We start from the raw sequence: 17,161 nt of genomic DNA on the forward strand, positions 1-17,161 counted from the left end.
GGCGGACACGATTAAGGGGGAAATTATGAAAAATTGGATGGGTGTGCTGCTGGTCGTTCTTCTTTTATTGACAGCGGCAACGGGGACTTCGGCGGCACCGGTATTTTCGGATGTGGGCGCCAGCCACCGGGCGGCGAAGGAAATCGGCTATTTGACGGAGCAGGGCGTGGTGTACGGATACAAGGACGGCCGGTTCGGGGTGAATGACCCGATCATGCGGATCCAGGCAGCGATGATGATCGCGCGTGCCCTGCCGCTTCCCGCGGCGGCCGGCGGGGAATGGACGTTCAATGACATGCCGGCTGACCACCCATACTATGCCGTTGCGTCACAGATGGCGGAAGCGGGCATCATGTTCGGCGGCAAAGACGGCGACTTCCAGCCGAATGCGCCGATGACCCGCGCGCAAATGGCGGCAGTCCTCGTGCGGGCGTTCGGCCTGAAAGACATGGCCGACTATGATTTCCTGGATGTGCCGCCAGTCCACTGGGCGTCAGCGGACATCCGGACACTTCTCGGAAACGGCATCACCACCGGATATCCGGACAATACGTTCCGGCCGGGTCAGCCGATCACCCGGAGCCAGTTTGCGATGTTCATGGCCCGGACGCTGGACGATTCCTTCAAAGAAATCGTCTCGTGCTACCGCCCGGATAATGACCGGAAAACCCTCGTCGATGTGGCGGTGACGACCTTATGGAATAAACCCGGTGAGGCCAGACCCGTAGACGCTCCTGCCATTTCGGACCCGGCGGACATGGCGAAGTGGACCGCATCGATGACGAAAACGCAGAAACTCGCGCTGCTCGGAAAAATCGATACACAGGCTCTGTACGGGGAAGAAGTGACCATCCTCGAAACGAGCGGTGACTGGGTGAAAGTGGCAGTGGCGGATCAGCCGACGCCGAAAAATGAAAGCGGGTATCCCGGCTGGGTTCCGGCGTCACACCTAACCGAGGCGTATCCGAATTACGGAACGTGCGCGATTGCCGTCGTGAATAAACCCGTCGCAGCGCTTTATGAGCTCCCCGATGGCGAGAAAGGACTGGACGTAAGCTTCAACACCACTTTTCCGATCGTCGGCGAAACGGCGGACTGGCTCCGAGTCGTAGTGCCCGGCAACACGTTCAGCTATCTCCGGAAAGCGGATGCGACCGTCTACAGTGACGCCGGTGCCATCCCGGCACCGGCAGCGGCTGATTTGATCGCCACAGGCAAGCAGTTCCTCGGCCTTCCGTATTTGTGGGCAGGCATGTCCGGCTTCGGGTTCGACTGTTCAGGGTTTACGTATTCCGTCTACAAACATCATGGGATCCTCATTCCGCGGGATGCTTCGGCCCAAGGGATCGGCGGGACAGCTGTCGCGGAAGCGGACATGCAGCCGGGCGACTTGCTATTTTTCGCGCATGACGGCGGAAAGGGAGCCGTGCATCACGTCGCCATGTACATCGGCAACGGCGAAATGATCCATTCGCCGAACTACAGCCGGCCGCTGGAAATCATCCCGGTCGCAACCGAGCCTTACCGCTCCGAATTATCCGGTGTGAGGCGTTACCTGAAGTAGTTTTTCCTGCTCCTGTGTCTGACACAGGGGCATTTTTTTAAGTTCATTCCTACTTCCTCTTTTTTACAGAAAAGGGTATAATAAAATCAGAAAAATCAGAGAGGCGGAGGAGGACAAAGTGCTGACAAAGCGGCAGCGGGAGTTCCGCAAGCGGATGGCTGAAGCGGAAAAAATGAGGAACGGACAAAGGGACGTTTACAGTTATAGGGACAAGCGTTTTCTGACGGAAAAGCCCCGGAAGCGATTCGTCCGGCCGGTACTGCAATTCAGCGGTATCGTCGGTCTTCTCGTGCTGGTTTGGAATCTTTTTGTCGTTACCGAGGTTTTATTCCAGGCGGATGATGTGCTCGGAAGTTCTCAGGCATCCATCCACCAGTACATAACAGAAACAGCCGTGAGTGAAGAACACATGCAGCAGACCGTGAACGGGCTGATCGAAGATTATAACAGAGGCGCCCTTCATCAGGAGGAAGTGGCGACCGCCCGCGAAGAATTGCTGAGATTAAGTGCCGGATTCCAGACAGACAACGCCCGGCTGCTGCCATTGAAGCAGTATTATGAGGAACAGTTCAATTTGGCCTATCAAGTGGCGGATGCCCTGACAGCTCAAAGACCTGAGACTGCCTATGAGGAATTGCTGTACATCACAGACCAACTGACGAAAAATGCGCAACAGAAACAGACAGCGCTCATTTCAGTATTCACAGCGGAAGGGATTCCGTACAAAGTGGAAGCCGATGGCCGGATTTCGTATGAAATCGAGCTTTGATGCTCCGGTATTTTCCTGTCCCGGCGTCGGACGCGATTCAGAATCGCAGCCGATACCGGGACGTTTTTTTCCGTATCCTCCGTGACACTTAAGCGCCGAAACATGATACGCTTAATTGGAATCAGAAAATTAGCGGAATAGAGGAGCGGACGATGGAAAAGACGACATTCACAGCAGAAGAAGCCACAATCGACAGCATTCAGCAGGCGTTCAAGGAAGGGACACTGACATCGGTCGAACTGGTCGGGATGTACTTGGACCGGATCGAGCGATTAGACCGGAACGGCCCGAAAATCAATTCCGTTTTGTCGATCAACCCGGATGCGCTGGCTGTCGCGGCCGAGCTGGACAGCAAGCGGGGAGAGGCGGAGCAGGGGCCGCTGTACGGGATTCCGGTTTTATTGAAAGACAACATCAACACGAGCGACCGCATGCCGACGACAGCGGGGACGGTCGCGCTTCAGGAGAATTTTGCGGAAGCGGATGCGTTCATCGCGGCGCAGCTCCGGAAAGCGGGCGCAATCATTCTCGGGAAGGTGAACATGAGCGAGTGGGCGTATTTCATGACGGAGAAGGTGCCGAGCGGCTTCAGCAATCTGGCCGGGCAAGTGCTGAATCCGTACGGAATCGACACGTTCGAAGCGGGGACGGTCGGCGGATCGAGTTCGGGGACCGGCGCGGCCATCGCATCGAACTTCGCCGCGGTCGGGATCGGCACGGAAACGTCCGGTTCGATTTTGAGCCCGTCGAGCGCCAATTCGCTCGTCGGCATCAAACCGACGGTCGGGCTCCTCAGCCGCACCGGCATCATTCCCATCGCCGAGAGTCAGGATACGGCCGGACCGATGGCGCGGACGGTGGCGGATGCGGCGATCACGCTCGGTGTGCTGACCGGCATGGACGAACAGGATCCGGCGACGCTGCGGAGTGAAGGCAAGGCGCTTTCTGATTATACGCCGCACTTGAAGCACGACGGCCTGCAGGGCGCCCGCATCGGCGTCGATGTGACGTTTTTGAACGACGGTGAACCGGAAGAGCGGGCGATCATGGACGAAGCGATCGCCGTGCTGAAAGCACAGGGGGCGATTGTGGAGGAAGTGACGATCCCCGTCGAGGAGTTCCAGTCGGACGTGCTGTGGTACGAGTTCAAGCGGGGCGTCAACGCTTACTTGGAAACGGTGCCGGCGCAGGTGCCGGTGAAGTCGCTCGCGGAAGTCATCGAATTCAACAGGCAGGACCCGGATGGCCGGATGAAGTTCGGGCAGACGGAACTGGAGAAGGCACAGGCGCTGAGCGACGACCCGACGGATCCGACGTATCTGGAGCACAGGGCCACTGATGTGCGGACGGCCGCGACGGAAGGGATCGACGCCGTCATGGCGAAGCACCGCCTCGATGCGCTCCTGTTCCAGGATAACCGGGGGGCGGCGATGCCGGCGAAGGCGGGCTACCCGTCGATCACCGTGCCGGCCGGCTATACCGGGAAAGGCATGCCGGTCGGTGTCACGTTCAGCGGACTGGCATTCAGCGAACCGCGGCTGATCGAGCTGGCATACGGCTACGAACAGGCGACGAAAAAGCGGGTGGCGCCGGAATTTTAAGGTCTTGAATTTTAGGCTATTGAATTTCAAGACCTCTGTCTGGAATGATTCGGAATTGTACCCGGCACAGGGACACAAAAACTCAAACCATAAACCAAACCAGGAGGGGAAGCGATTGGCTGCGAAGAACTCGAGGACAGCGGAACTTGTGGATGTGCTGTACGAAGCGCATATGAGGAGACAGTCCATCCCGAAAGACCGGATCCCGGCTGATCTGGATAAGGAACAGGCGTATGAGATCCAGCGGGCGGTGACAGAAAAGAAAGCTGCAGAAGCGGGGGAACAGCTGCGGGGCTATAAAATCAGCCTGACGAGTAAGGAAACACAGGACTTGTTCGCTTCCGATTCCCCGCTGTACGGGGCGGTGACGGGTCCCGCTCCGGACCGGAACACCGTGTCACTTGAAGGGCTCCTGTCCCCGTTGATCGAGCTGGAGCTCATTTTCATTGCGCAGGAGGATCTTTCCGTCACGGATGATGTGCAGGCCATCCTGGAGAAGACGCACGTGGCGCCGGGCATTGAAGTGCCGGATTCGCGGTTCGAGGACTGGTTCCCGAACGTCTCCCTCGGTCAGGTGATCGCGGACAGCGCGGTGGCCGGCACGTTTGTTGCGGGCACGCCGAAAGCAGGCGTTACATACAGCCAGCTGGAGCGCGTGAAAGGGACGCTGAAGCTGGACGGCCGGGAAATCGCATCCGGCGTATCGACGGAAGTGCTCGGCCACCCGGTGCATGCCGTGAAATGGCTGATCGAGGAACTTCACAAGCATGGACTGCCGCTCAAGAAAGGCATGGCCGTTTCCTCCGGTACGTTCATCCTGCCGAAGCCGCTGGAGCGGGGAACGTACACAGCCGAGTACGAAGGGATCGGTGCCGCAGAGCTGGTTGTGAAGTGAAGCGCCTGCAGCGGGAACGATTCGGCCGGTACCCGACACAGCCGGGCGGACTATGATAGAGTAGACACTGACAGAAAGGAGTTGGAAATAATGAGCATGCAGCATATTGTAACAGGGGATTTGGTGCACGATGAATACGGCAACTACTATCAGGTGGTCCAGCTTCACGCGGAAGGCGATACGCTGAAAGGGATCAGTGTCTCGAACCTGTACTTCGAACTGTCTTTCGAGCAGACATTCGCGGGAGGCGCGGCGGTCGATGTCTATAAAGAGCAGCCGGTCGGCGTCCTGCTCCAGGAAATGCTGAACGACAAAATCCGGGAAGTGCAGAAAAACGAGCGGCCGATCTATGCCATCCGCGACTTGATGGTGAACCGTGTGGAAGTGTACGCGGTGGACATTACGAAACCGCATCCGAAAAACAACCGGATCTGAACCGCGGAAACGTCTCTTCGGAGGCGTTTTTTATTGCAATAAAACAGGAAACACCGCCGGCGCATGCGGGCGGTGTTCAGGGTATTCGGTTTTGATAGGGAAACTGTTCACCGCATCTCGCTCAGGCCGATCATGGACACGCCGAGCATGATGAAGCAGACGCCGGCGATTTTCCACGGTGTGATTGACTCATTGAACAAAAAGAAAGCGCCGAATACGGCAATGATGTACGCGCTGGACTGGAGCGGGTAGGCCACGCTCAGCGGAATCTTCGTCAGGATGAACAGCCACAGCACCGTCGCAAGGCCGTACATGGCCAGCCCCGTGAAAATGAAAGGGCTGAAGAACAGTTTGACGACCGAGAAGACGGAAGCGAACGCGTCGGTCTGCCGTTCCATGCCGATTTTCCACAGGAACTGGCCGGCGACGAGGATCAGGGTGTTACAAAGGACGAGCAGTAAATGCAGGATATTCATGGATGCTTATCTCCGTTTCTGGCGTCGCGCAGTTCTTTTTCCAGGTAGCCGACTTCCTGGATGAGCACTTTCAGCCGGCTTTCCTGTTTGGATAACAGGGACGTATGGTAAATCAATAAAAACAGGACGACCAAAAAAGCCAGCAGGAAGATGAGCGACGGCAAATACGCGATGCCGATCGACAGCGCGAGCCGGTTCAGAAACGGCAGGGCGACGGCGAGGATGACGCCGATGACGGAAAGCGTCAGCCACATGAAGGCGTACTGGTCGGTGATTTTATTTTTCGACGTCATGGCGACGACGACGGCAAAGAAGAATAGCGCCGAACCTAACACGATTAGCTGGATAATGTCCAAGTTGCGCATCCCCTTTCTAAATATAGGAACGGATCAGCGAAAAGAAGGTCACTTTCGCCATGTAGTAAAGGGACTTGACCGGTGTGATCGACGAGACGCCGCCTTGCCGCGCGTTCATCTCGACTTTCGTTTCTTCGACCTTGTATCCCTTGCGCGCGATTTTCGCGATGACTTCCACTTCCGGATAATCCACCGGGTAATCCACGGCGAACCATTCGCAGACGCGGCGGTTGACGATCCGGTAGCCCGAAGTCGGGTCGGTGATGTTGACCCGGGCGATGAGCCGGAGCAGGTAGTTGAAATACAGGATGCCCGTCCGCCGGAGGAAACTGCCCCGGTAATTCGATTTCTCCAGGAAGCGTGAACCGATCAGCATATCGACCTGCCGCTTTTCCATCTCGCTGACGAGGTGACGGAGGTCTTCGGGATTATGCTGGCCGTCCGCGTCCAGCTGGATGGCATAGTCGTAGCCGTGGCGCACGGCATACCGGTACCCGGTCTGGACCGCACCGCCGATCCCGAGATTCACCGGCAGCGTGATGTGGTTGAATTGGTGCGTTTCCAACAGGTTTTTGGTCATATCGGTGGATCCGTCGTTCACGATGATGTAATCGTACTCGACGAACTTCTCGAGGGCGCGCACCGTATTGACGATCGCCTGTTCTTCGTTATAGGCTGGCACGATGATCAGAATTTTTGAATCCATGCAGCGCTTGCTCCTTTTGGTTGGTCTTGTTCCATTATAAGGATATAGTTTAGAGAAGTCATGGAAGAATGGAAGCGATTGTGAAATAAACTCTTGTCCATTATAATGGAAAATAGTGTTTATTGGGAGGTTGGGAGATGGAAAAAGTGCGTTCGAAGGTGAATGGGTGGCTGCTCGCGCCGCTGTTAATAGGATTGGTCATCCGGCTGGCGCTTCTTGCCGAGTACGGGCTGGGGCTCTCCCTCAACAGTGACGATGTGGGATACATACGAAGTGCGATCCATTTGCTGGAGCACGGGGAACTGACTTATTTCGATCCGACTGAACTGACCGTCCACATCATGCCGGGCATTGCGGTCCTGATCGCCGGTGTTTTCCTCTTTTTCGGGACCGGCGATCTCGGGCTGTACGCGGTGAAGATCGTCATGATCCTGTTCGGGCTGCTCAGCATCGCCGGCATTTACAAGCTGGGCGAACGGCTGCTGTCGCGCATGGCGGGCGGCATCGGCGCGCTGATCACGGCGCTTTATCTCCCGCTGGTCATTACGGATAATCTGGTGCTGACGGAAGCGCCGTTCACCGCCGCCCTCATCTGGTTCATTTACTTTGCGGTCCGGCTGGCCGACAGCCACCGCAATGCGGATTTTTACTGGGTCATCGGCCTGTACCTGTTCATGATCATGTTCCGGCCGACCATCGCGCTGGCGCCTTTTTTATTGCTCATCTACTTTTTGCTGAAAAAGTACCCGCTGAAGACGGCGCTGAAGCAGTTCGGCATCGCCGTCATCCTGCTGCTCGTCGTGCTCGGACCGTGGTGGATCCGGAACTACATCGTCTATGACGAGTTCATCCCCTTGTCGGGCGGCGCGGGGAATCCGATGCTGCTCGGGACATATCAGGGCCACGGCTACAAGTACGGCGAGCCGCTCGATGTCGTGCTGGAGCGGATCCGTTCGGAACATCCGGATGCGAGCCGGTATGAACTGAACCAGTACCAGCTCGAGGCGGCGAAGGAGCGGATGGCGGTCATGTGGGCCCACAACAAGGCGTGGTTCATCGACACGTACACGCGGCAGAAGTTCATGGAGCAGTGGAAGACGCCGTTCTACTGGCATGAAGTGTTCGGCGTGTCCCGGGAGATGATGAAAGCCATTTACCTCGTCCTGCTTGCGGCAGGGGCGTTCTCCCTGCTCGCGCTGTTCTTCGCGGTCCGGGCCAGGTGGCGGGAACTGCTGTTCATATCGCTGTTCTTCGTGTATTTCACGGTGCTGAATAACATTTACTTCGCCTACAACCGGTACAACCAGCCGCTGCTGCCGCTGCTGTTCCTGGCGATCGGCGGTTTTGTGTATTATGTGCTGTACGGAAGGAAAACCCGCGTGCAGCGGGAATGAGTTTTATGTGAGTGCCTGGCACCAATTGTCTGACAATTGGTGCCAGGCACTTTTCCGTTTTCTTGCGGCCCTTTTTTCCAGAGTGGTATGGGTTATAATGGTCAGGAGGAAGCAACTGCAGAAGGGGGAACTTAAGATGAACTGGCAGACGGAAGTGGAGAAATGGAAACGCTTCGACGGGCTCGAACGGGAGCTGAAAGAGGAACTCGAACAGCTCGAGGCGGATCCGAAAGCGCTGGAGGACAGCTTTTACACGCACTTGACGTTCGGGACCGGCGGGATGCGCGGGGAGATCGGTCCGGGTCCGAACCGCATGAACACGTACACCGTCAGGAAAGCGGCGGAAGGTCTGGCGCGATACATAGATCAAGCGGGAACGGAAGCGAAGGAGCGGGGTGTCGTCATCGCATACGATTCCCGCCGCAAGTCGCCGGAGTTCGCGTCGGAAGCGGCGCGGACGCTCGGCGCGCACGGCATCCGGGTGTATTTGTTCGAGTCGCTCCGCTCGACGCCCGAGCTGTCGTTCGCTGTCCGTTATCTCCACGCCTTCAGTGGGATCGTCATCACGGCGAGCCACAACCCTTCCGAGTACAACGGGTTCAAGGTGTATGGGGAAGACGGCGCGCAGGTGACTGGCGACGCGGCGGATGCGATCGTCGCGCAAGTGAATAGCGTCGAAGACGAACTCATCATCGAAGCGGCGGATGAAGCCGGCCTGAAAGCGGACGGCACGCTCACGGTCATCGGCAGTCAGGTCGACGAAGCGTACATGCGCGCGCTCCAGTCGGTCGTCGTGAATCCGGATGTGATCAAAAAAGCGGCGCCGGATTTCCGGATCGTCTACACGCCGCTGCATGGGACCGGCAATGTGCCGGTGCGCAGCGGGCTGGAAGCCGCCGGGTTTATTCACATCGACGTGGTGGCCGAGCAGGAGAAGCCGGACGGCCGGTTCCCGACTGTCCGCTATCCGAACCCCGAGGAGCACGCCGCGTTCGAACTCGCCATCCGGGACGGCGAACGGCTGGACGCCGATGTGCTACTCGCGACGGACCCCGACACCGACCGCGTCGGCGTGGCGGCGCGGGACGGATCGGGCCGCTTCGAAGTGCTGACCGGCAACCAGGTCGGCGCGCTGCTGCTGCATTACTTGATTACGGAAAATAAAAAACAGGGCACGCTGCCGGAGCAGGCGGTCATGCTGAAGACGATCGTGACGTCCGAGATGGGGGAAGCGATCGCGGCGGCACACGGCGTAAAAACGGTGAACGTCCTGACCGGCTTCAAATACATCGCCGAAAAGATCCGATCATTCGAGGAAACGGGGACCGGCCGCTTCCTGTTCGGTTACGAGGAGAGCTACGGTTATTTAATAAAAGATTTCGTGCGGGACAAGGATGCCATCCAGACGTGCCTCCTGATCGCGGAAGCGGCTGCTGCTTTCAGCCTGCGCGGGATGACGCTGTTCGATGGCTTGCAGGAACTGTACGGGGAGTACGGCTTTTACCGGGAAGGGCTCGAATCGCTCACGCTGAAAGGGAAGGACGGCAGCGGCAAGATCGCCCGTATTCTGGCGGATTTCCGGGAACAGCCGCCGTCGGAATTCAGCGGGGAGCCGGTGACTGTGATCGAGGATTATGCGTCGGGCACTCGGACAATTTTAGCGGAAGGCCGCGAAGAAGCGATCGCCTTGCCGGAGTCCAACGTGCTCAAGTACCGGCTCGCCGGCGACTCATGGGTCTGCCTCCGGCCATCGGGGACCGAGCCGAAAATGAAGTTCTACTTCGGCGTCAAGGGCGAATCGGCCGAGGCGGCTGACCGCAAGCTCGACCGGCTGAAAGAAGCGGTGATGGCGCGGGTGCGGTCGCTTATCTAGCCACCCGCTTCAGCGGCAGGACCGGGAAGGAAAGGAGAATGGCGATGGAAACACCGAAATCAAAGGATGACTGGCGGTTTAAAATCGCCAACCGGGAAGCGCTGATCGGCGTCGCGCTGGCGGTCATCAACTTCGTGTGGTGGTTCGGCTTCGCGTACGGGATGGGGTCGGGCGATGTGGAAGAATACTCGTACGTGTTCGGGCTGCCGGCCTGGTTTTTTTACAGCTGCGTCCTCGGACTCGCCGTAATGATCGTGCTCGTCGCGCTTACGGTCAAGTTTTTCTTCCGGGACATCCCTTTTGAAGACGGGGAGGAGGAACGATGAGCTGGTCGGTCGTTATTCCGCTCCTCGCCTTTTTGGCGATCATTTTCTTTATCGGCATCTGGTCGAGCCGGAAAACGGCGGCGTCCGAATCCGGATTCCTGCAGGATTATTTTCTCGGCGGACGGGAGCTCGGCGGATTCGTGCTGGCGATGACGATGGTCGCGACGTACGGAAGTGCTTCAAGTTTCCTCGGCGGACCGGGAACCGCCTATACGATCGGCTTCGGCTGGATCCTGCTGGCGATGACGCAAGTCGTGACCGGCTATTTCGTCCTGATGGTGCTGGGGAAGAAGTTTGCGATTCTCGCCAGAAGATATAACGCCATCACGCTGACCGACTTTTTGAAAGCGCGCTACCAAAGCCCGGTTGTCGTGATTCTGTCTGCCGCAGCCATTATCATTTTTTTATTCTCCGCCATGGCGGCGCAGTGGGTCGGCGGCGCCCGGCTTGTTGAGTCGCTGACGGGCATGAGTTACAACACGGCCCTGTTCATCTTTGCGGTGTCCGTCCTCATTTATGTCATCGTCGGCGGATTTCGCGCCGTCGCTGTGACGGACGCCGTCCAGGGCAGCGTCATGGTCATCGGCACGCTGATCCTGCTCGTCGCGGTCATCGTGGCAGGCGGCGGTGTGCCGAACATCATCCGTGACCTCACAGCGGAGAACCCGAACTTGATCACACCGTTCGGACCGGACGGCACCCTGTCGAAAGCGTACGTATCTTCGTTCTGGATCCTGGTCGGTGTCGGAGTTGTCGGACTGCCGCAGATCGCCGTCCGCGCCATGAGCTATAAAAGCTCGAAGTCGATGCACCGGGCAATCATCATCGGGACGATCGTGACCGGTGTCATCATGCTCAACATGCACTTGATCGGTGTCTTCGCCCGCCCGATCCTGCCGGGCATCGAAGTCGGGGACAAAGTGATCCCGCTCATTTCGATGGAAGTGTTGCCGAGCTGGCTTGCGGGCGTCGTACTCGCCGCGCCGATGGCGGCCATCATGTCGACCGTCGATTCCCTGCTGATCCTCGTCAGCTCGACGATCGTCAAGGACGTCTACCTGAATTACATAAAGCCGGATGCATCGATCAAGGTGATCAAGCGGGCAAGCTTCGGCGTGACCGCGGTGCTCGGCATCATCGTCTACCTGCTGGCGCTGAACCCGCCGGACCTCCTCATCTTCCTGAATTTATTCGCATTCGGAGGTCTGGAAGCGGCCTTCATCTGGCCGATCGTCATGGGGCTTTACTGGAAGTACAGCAATAAATACGGCGCCATCGCTTCGATGGCTGTCGGGATGGCCAGTTACGTCTTTCTCCATTACTACAACCAGGCGAACGGCAATCTGCTGGACGTGCATACGGTGACGATTCCCGTCGTGCTGTCGTTTGTCGCGTTCGTTGGCGTGAGTCTCCTGTTTAAACGGGAAGCGTTTGATTATGAGGCCCGGTGACGGGTGACCGGATTGGGTCTTAGATCCAGGTGCGAATCGATTTTTTTGAAACTTCCTGAGAGGCTAAACCGTATAGCTGTTATAAGAAAAAACAGGAGGGGATTGCATGGCGGACAAAGGGTGTGTGAAATGCGGGGCGACGGAGACAGGGACAAAGGAGATTTCCGCGTCGGGCACCGGGCTGTCGAAAATGTTCGATATCCAGCATAACCAGTTTACGGTGGTGTACTGCAAGAACTGCGGATATTCGGAGCTGTATAACCAGGACGCGTCGAATGCATCGAACGTGATCGACTTGTTTTTCGGCGGTTGATAAGGAAGGCGGAGGACCTGTGCAGGCAGGTCTTCTGCTTTTTTTGTGGGCGGGTTTGCTGGTGCTGTGACTGGTCATGGTCTTGGTGGTGCTTATCTCGGTCTTGGTGGTGCTTATCTCGTTCTCGAAGCGGTTTATCTCGGTCTTGGCAGGGTTTATCTCGTTCTTGATGGCGCTTATCTCGGTCTTGGCAGGGTTTATCTCGTTCTTGATGGCGCTTTATCTCGGTCTTGAAGCGGCTTATCCCGTTTTCGATGACATTCATCCCGTTCTCCCAGACTGACGACTGCAATTTTTGATGGATGGGAATCTGCGGTCGCAGGGATTCAGGCGGAAGATGTCGAATAAAAGAAATTACAGGTTTTATTGACTGAAAGGGGGTTGGGAGATGCTGTTTCCGACGGAAGGGGAATTGAAGCAGCAGTTTGAGACGGCGGGTGCGTTTTATGAGCTGGAGTCGGGCGGCCGCCGGGAGTTGTGCCGGAGCCTGCTGGCCATCCGGCGGATTGGGACGCAGTCGGAGGAGGCGGAGGCGCTGTTTGTGCTGACGAATCCGGGGAAGTGCCTGCCGACGGACCAGGGGGCGGCACTCCCGGTCGATCCGCCGAGTCTGGAGGAGGTGCCGCTGCAGCAGGCGGACCCGGATCATTCGATTTATCAGCTCATGCGGCTTATGGATCGGCTCCGGTGGAATAAAACCTATGTCGTCAATCTGACGGATCTTCGCGCGGGGAATATGGATGATTTGAAGCTGAAGCTCCGTTTTATGGCGGCGCAGCAGGATGACCGGCACAGTATTTTTTCGTCAGGACGGGAGCAGGAGCTGCGGAAGATTGCGGAAGGCTCGTCGTGCATCGTGGCGGGCTGGGGGACGAATGCGATCATCCGGGATCTTGCTATCCGGGCGTTCCGGAAGCTGAACACGTTCGGGCCGGTCGACGGGCTGGCGCATAAGACGCCGCCGTATTACTATCACCCGTTTCCGCATCTGCACGCCGGGTGCCTGAAGTGGCTCGATGAGATGGAAGTGCAGCTGCAGAAGGATGCGGAGCCGGTGTGAGAGGCATTTCCGGTGCAGAAATAAAGGATGGAGAAGGATGGAAACACCGCTTCCGGATGGCTGATGCATTCGGAAGCGTTTTTTATTCGCATCGGTCCGATATGGGCAGGATGGCGGTTGGGCGGCGCAGTTTACGGGTATAGTTCTGAAAAGACTGACGTTAGGGAGGTGCGGCGATGGAAGCCGTGTTTCTGCTGCTTGTGATGGCTGGCGGTCTGACGGCGGTGGTGTTCGGTATATTATGGGCCGTTTCGCTGTTCGTGTACATGAACCAGCAGCCGGCGGTGTTCGCGCGGACGGCGGGCCTCGGCGTGGCGACGATCGTAGCGGGAACGGTCGGGCTCAGCATTGCGAACGGACATGAACTGGAAGCCCTCGAATCAGAATATGAGGCGCAGATCGGAGTGCTGGAAGACGAGTTGTTCACACTTCAGCTGAAGGCGGCGGAACTGCAGGCGGAAAATGAAGAACTGGAGACGGCGGCAGCCGAGCGGGAACGGCTGGAGGGACAGTTGGAGATCGCCAATGTGAAGGCGGAAGCGGCGGAAGAAGAGAACCGGAAATTGAAAGGCGAAATCGCACAGCTTGAGGGGGAAGCTGAAGAAGCGGCGCGGATCGCTGCAAAAGCGGAAGAGGAAGCGGCGGCCGCGATAGCCGGCAAAGAAGCGCTCGAATCGGAGCTGGCGGCCATGGAGATTGCGCTGTCGGAAGCGCAAGCCGCCGGAAGCGCTGAAGAACCGGCGTACGCGGTGACAGAAGTGGCGGATGAAACAGCGGCGGCATTGGCAGGCGGCGAACCGGTTCCTGTATTCGAGGACTTCGGGAATTGTACGGAGCTGAAAACTGTCTACTCTGGCGGTGTGGGACAGGACCATCCTGCGTATCAGCCCGCCATGGACCGGGACAAAGACGGCTGGGCGTGCGAGTGAGGTTTGGTTGGGTAGAGTGTGGATAGGGTGCGAGGATAGGGTGCCTGGCACCAGATTTCAAAGTTGTTTATGCAATTGTGAAAATTGGTGCCAGGCACCAAAGGAAAATGTCGAAAAGAAGAGAAGGTTGATAGGGCAGTGGAGATGCTTTTTATTGCGGGTGCATGGTTGTGTTTTGTGCTGGTCGGCATTTTTGTCGTCGCTGCCGGACGCGGGAAGGTGAAGCCTGAGCGGGTATCGCTGATCCGGAAAATTTGGTATGGGATCCTGCTGCTCGGGTTTCTTTTGTACATAACGGCACATCCGTCGAGTCTGTTCGAGCAGTGGGAAAATTATTTGATTGTCCTCCTTATTTTTGCCGTGGCGGATTCGTTCAGTTTTCTCGGACTTTATTTGAAAAGCGCGGCAGGGTATGAGCTGAACCAGGTGACGGACGTGATTTCGGAGCTGTCGGAGTCGAAGGCGGCGGATGTGCGGAGTCTCAAGCATGTGCGCCAAGTGATGGCGAGCGACGCGGTGGTCGGGTATTTTGCGGATGAAGCGGCGTATTTGGAGGGCCTGAAGCGGATGCTCGGGCTATATGCGGAATTAGAGGGGATTTCGATCGGGTTTTATTCGGCAGATGATCCGGAATATGCGACGCACTTCGATGGCAAGGACCGGCCGGTGATTGAAGCGAGTGTGAAGGCGAAGAAGACGTTTTACCGGGATGACAGCCAGCTGGCGCTGTTCCCCATCGAGTTTGAGGGGGATCCGTATGTTTTGGAACTGGCTTCGCCGGGCACCGGCATCACGGAGGTTCACGTGCTGGGCGTGGATATTCTGATCCAGGCGTTTTTGTTGGCGACGGTATACGAAGAAGGGGGCGATCCGGATGGCGCAGGAATTTGAGAGTCGGAAAGAGCGGTACGAGGCGGTGATCCGGCGGAAGCGGGCACGGATTGTCTCGGCGGAGATTGGCTTGAGTCCGGATACCGAGCGGCTGCTGTCGCTGAAACGGGAAGTGCTGGAGAAAGTGAGCCGCCGGCGGATTGTGCTGCGGCGGGAGTGAGTGCCGGGGTGCGGCTGGGATGAGGTGTCTAGGTATGGTGTCACTGGGTTGGTGCCAGGGTTGGTGCCAGGCACCGATTATCTCTTTTTTGTATACAATTATGAAAACGGGTGCCTGGCACCAATATTCTCATCTCCGAACAATATTCTGAAAACAGGTGCCAGGCACGCAAAAAACTTGCACAAAACCGCACGCGAAGGTGAATCTTTCCCGCTGTTCATCCGTATGGTAAGGGAGAGGCTGGTGGATGAAGGAGGGGATGGCCATGAAGCACAGCAAGAAGCAGCGGACACCGAATGCCGGGATGGGCCTGGCAATCGGCGGCGCCCTCGGTGTGGGGATCGGAGCGGCGCTGGAGAATCTTCCTGTCGGCATTCTGTTCGGAATCGCCATCGGCTTGGCGTTTGACGCATACCGCAAAGGCGGAGAGGATGAGTAGAGCAGGAGGCGGAACCATGAAGAGATTTTTGCTGCCTGTCACGGCGGCTGCGGCGCTGCTGCTGAGCGGCTGCGGACTGCTGGAAGGCGTGAATGATACGCTGAATTATGTGAATGAAGCGACGGCGTATGCGAATGATGCGCAGGATTTTGCGAATGAGGTGCCGGATCTTGCCCGTCAGGCGATCACGGATCCGGAGGCGGCCGCCGATCTGGAGACGCGCCTGGAGGAGATGAAGCAGCAGATCGAGGCGTTCAATGCGCTTGAGGAACCGGCTGTCGGCGGGGAGCTCCACCGGCAGGTTGTCGGCCTCAATAACCGCGCCCTTGAAGGGATCGACCTGTATTTGACGAATATCGAGAACGGCACGCTCGACCCGGCGGTCATCGAAGATACGGAAATTTTCCAGACCATCGGGGAAGTCTCCGATATCATCAATCAGATTGAGCAGCTGAGTCAATAAAGTACGAAAACCACGGGAAGTGTGATCGGCAGATCACGCTTCCCGCTTTCCGTTGCGCGGGCAGATCACGGGGTTTATTGCCATCGGCCTGGGGGACGGAAGTGTTCGAGGTTTACCCGCCCGCTGAAAGGTTATGGTAAGAAAAACAGGGTTCACGGAAAGAGGTTTGCCGATGATACTCACCCAGTTGCTGCTGATTCTGCTGTTTATCGCGCTGCTGCTGATTGTGACCGCCATCATCGTCGGTGTGGCGGCGGCCCGGGAACGGACGGGACCGCCTGTTCCGACCGAGTTCGACGCGGCCGTCAAAGGGCTGATCGCTATCCTGATCGTGACGGCCGTGCTCGGCATCGTGGCGCCGTTCGTGATTTTGTGGAACGGCATGAGCGGTCTCGTCCTGGTCGTCGTCATCGCCATGGCGCTCGCCGCGTCGTTCACGGTCGGCGTCGCGGGCGTCGCGCTCATCCTGCTGTCCGCTTTTCGGAATAAACGCCAGGAAGAGGCGGCGGAGCAGTGGGGGCGGGATGAAAACCGCCGGCTGCTGAAAAAGCTGAAACTGAACACCTTGCACCGGAAGCTGAACAACTACTATTTGGATAACAGCCTGTTCGGGCTGCCGGCGGATAAAAGCGCGGATCCGGGATTCATTTACGACTACTGCCGGTCGTTTTTGACGTTTTTTGAATCCATGTCCGCCGAGCTGGAAGCGACCGACATCCGGCTTCTCGAGCGGTTCCAGCGGGAATTCGCCCAGGAATTCGAGGTGTGCACCTACCTCATGCGCTATGAGCGGGTGAAACTCGACCGATTCTATGCTTCAGTCATGGAATATTATCCGATTTTCCGCGACCCGCTTGCCGAGCGGGTGCTGCAGCCGGAAGGGGCCGGGACAGAGCGAGCGGAAGAGCTTGGAGAACATGGCGGGTTCGGAGAAAGTGCGGAAGAAAAGGAAGAACACCAAACCTACAGCTCCCTGCAAGTATTGTGGGTGCTGGAAGCCCATCTGTCCGAGAAAATGCCGGTATTCATGGACGAAGTGCAGAGAGTGATAAAAGAATTG

21 protein-coding genes are annotated in these 17,161 nt (G+C 57.5%); 18 read left to right on the plus strand and 3 right to left on the minus strand.

Annotation, left to right across the window (positions count from 1 at the left end):
* Window positions 1–25 precede the first annotated feature (25 nt).
* The 5 genes from CCE92_RS08705 (at window position 26) to CCE92_RS08725 (ending at window position 5,264) form a co-directional block, all read left to right on the plus strand.
* Window positions 26–1,564: an S-layer homology domain-containing protein gene (locus CCE92_RS08705; RefSeq protein ID WP_088007127.1), complete on the plus strand. Its 1,539-nt coding sequence runs from the start codon at window positions 26–28 to the stop codon at window positions 1,562–1,564.
* Between the two features lie 118 nt (window positions 1,565–1,682).
* Entirely contained in the window at window positions 1,683–2,333 is a 651-nt protein-coding gene (locus CCE92_RS08710) for a hypothetical protein (protein WP_088007128.1), read from the plus strand.
* 152 nt (window positions 2,334–2,485) lie between these two features.
* Window positions 2,486–3,934, plus strand: coding sequence for an amidase family protein (locus tag CCE92_RS08715; protein ID WP_088007129.1), 1,449 nt, complete (start codon window positions 2,486–2,488; stop codon window positions 3,932–3,934).
* 115 nt (window positions 3,935–4,049) lie between these two features.
* The gene (locus CCE92_RS08720) at window positions 4,050–4,829 is read left to right on the plus strand and encodes a 2-keto-4-pentenoate hydratase (RefSeq protein ID WP_241535941.1); all 780 of its coding nucleotides are present in this window, start codon (window positions 4,050–4,052) and stop codon (window positions 4,827–4,829) included.
* 90 nt (window positions 4,830–4,919) lie between these two features.
* Window positions 4,920–5,264, plus strand: coding sequence for a hypothetical protein (locus CCE92_RS08725; protein ID WP_088007130.1), 345 nt, complete (start codon window positions 4,920–4,922; stop codon window positions 5,262–5,264).
* A gap of 107 nt (window positions 5,265–5,371) precedes the next feature.
* Here the strand turns inward: CCE92_RS08725 and CCE92_RS08730 are convergent, their stop codons facing one another.
* The 3 genes from CCE92_RS08730 to CCE92_RS08740 are packed head-to-tail and all read right to left on the minus strand — an operon-like array spanning window position 5,372 to window position 6,802.
* A complete protein-coding gene (locus CCE92_RS08730) occupies window positions 5,372–5,740 on the minus strand; it encodes a DMT family transporter (protein WP_088007131.1) in 369 nt (122 codons plus the stop codon).
* Window positions 5,737–6,096, minus strand: a complete 360-nt coding sequence (locus tag CCE92_RS08735) for a DUF2304 domain-containing protein (protein ID WP_088007132.1) — start codon at window positions 6,094–6,096, stop codon at window positions 5,737–5,739. Before CCE92_RS08735 ends, CCE92_RS08730 begins: the two co-directional genes overlap by 4 nt.
* A 16-nt stretch (window positions 6,097–6,112) precedes the next feature.
* Window positions 6,113–6,802: a glycosyltransferase family 2 protein gene (locus CCE92_RS08740; RefSeq protein WP_088007133.1), complete on the minus strand. Its 690-nt coding sequence runs from the start codon at window positions 6,800–6,802 to the stop codon at window positions 6,113–6,115.
* A 137-nt stretch (window positions 6,803–6,939) separates the two neighbouring features.
* On the opposite strand from CCE92_RS08740, the gene CCE92_RS08745 reads away from it, so the two are divergent.
* The 13 genes from CCE92_RS08745 to CCE92_RS08800 all read left to right on the plus strand — a co-directional run.
* The gene (locus tag CCE92_RS08745; RefSeq protein ID WP_088007134.1) at window positions 6,940–8,196 is read left to right on the plus strand and encodes a glycosyltransferase family 39 protein; all 1,257 of its coding nucleotides are present in this window, start codon (window positions 6,940–6,942) and stop codon (window positions 8,194–8,196) included.
* 136 nt (window positions 8,197–8,332) lie between these two features.
* A complete protein-coding gene (locus tag CCE92_RS08750; protein WP_088007135.1) occupies window positions 8,333–10,069 on the plus strand; it encodes a phospho-sugar mutase in 1,737 nt (578 codons plus the stop codon).
* 44 nt (window positions 10,070–10,113) lie between these two features.
* The gene (locus CCE92_RS08755; RefSeq protein WP_088007136.1) at window positions 10,114–10,395 is read left to right on the plus strand and encodes a YhdT family protein; all 282 of its coding nucleotides are present in this window, start codon (window positions 10,114–10,116) and stop codon (window positions 10,393–10,395) included.
* Window positions 10,392–11,846: a sodium/pantothenate symporter gene (gene panF, locus CCE92_RS08760; RefSeq protein WP_088007137.1), complete on the plus strand. Its 1,455-nt coding sequence runs from the start codon at window positions 10,392–10,394 to the stop codon at window positions 11,844–11,846. Before CCE92_RS08755 ends, panF begins: the two co-directional genes overlap by 4 nt.
* 106 nt (window positions 11,847–11,952) lie before the next feature.
* A complete protein-coding gene (locus tag CCE92_RS08765; protein WP_088007138.1) occupies window positions 11,953–12,159 on the plus strand; it encodes a zinc ribbon domain-containing protein in 207 nt (68 codons plus the stop codon).
* Window positions 12,160–12,235: 76 nt separating this feature from the next.
* On the plus strand, window positions 12,236–12,442 hold the full coding sequence (locus tag CCE92_RS08770) for a hypothetical protein (RefSeq protein ID WP_088007139.1): 207 nt from the start codon (window positions 12,236–12,238) through the stop codon (window positions 12,440–12,442).
* Between the two features lie 105 nt (window positions 12,443–12,547).
* The gene (locus CCE92_RS08775; RefSeq protein ID WP_088007140.1) at window positions 12,548–13,219 is read left to right on the plus strand and encodes a DUF1643 domain-containing protein; all 672 of its coding nucleotides are present in this window, start codon (window positions 12,548–12,550) and stop codon (window positions 13,217–13,219) included.
* 176 nt (window positions 13,220–13,395) lie between these two features.
* Entirely contained in the window at window positions 13,396–14,148 is a 753-nt protein-coding gene (locus CCE92_RS16300) for an excalibur calcium-binding domain-containing protein (RefSeq protein ID WP_088007141.1), read from the plus strand.
* A 144-nt stretch (window positions 14,149–14,292) separates the two neighbouring features.
* Complete coding sequence (locus CCE92_RS08785) at window positions 14,293–15,039, plus strand: type II toxin-antitoxin system SpoIISA family toxin (RefSeq protein ID WP_144390997.1); 747 nt, start codon at window positions 14,293–14,295, stop codon at window positions 15,037–15,039.
* Window positions 15,023–15,199, plus strand: a complete 177-nt coding sequence (locus CCE92_RS15850) for a hypothetical protein (RefSeq protein ID WP_155522833.1) — start codon at window positions 15,023–15,025, stop codon at window positions 15,197–15,199. Before CCE92_RS08785 ends, CCE92_RS15850 begins: the two co-directional genes overlap by 17 nt.
* A 265-nt stretch (window positions 15,200–15,464) precedes the next feature.
* The gene (locus CCE92_RS08790) at window positions 15,465–15,638 is read left to right on the plus strand and encodes a glycine zipper domain-containing protein (protein WP_241535943.1); all 174 of its coding nucleotides are present in this window, start codon (window positions 15,465–15,467) and stop codon (window positions 15,636–15,638) included.
* 16 nt (window positions 15,639–15,654) lie between these two features.
* Window positions 15,655–16,101 carry a DUF6376 family protein gene (locus tag CCE92_RS08795; RefSeq protein ID WP_088007144.1) on the plus strand — a complete coding sequence of 149 codons (447 nt, stop codon included), beginning with the start codon at window positions 15,655–15,657 and terminating at the stop codon, window positions 16,099–16,101.
* A 172-nt stretch (window positions 16,102–16,273) separates the two neighbouring features.
* On the plus strand, window positions 16,274–17,161 hold an 888-nt coding region (locus CCE92_RS08800), incomplete at its 3' end, for an SLC41A family transporter (protein ID WP_144390998.1).

The organism is Indiicoccus explosivorum (assembly GCF_002167005.1).
In the GTDB taxonomy this organism is placed as follows: Bacteria; Bacillota; Bacilli; order Bacillales_A; family Planococcaceae; genus Indiicoccus; species Indiicoccus explosivorum.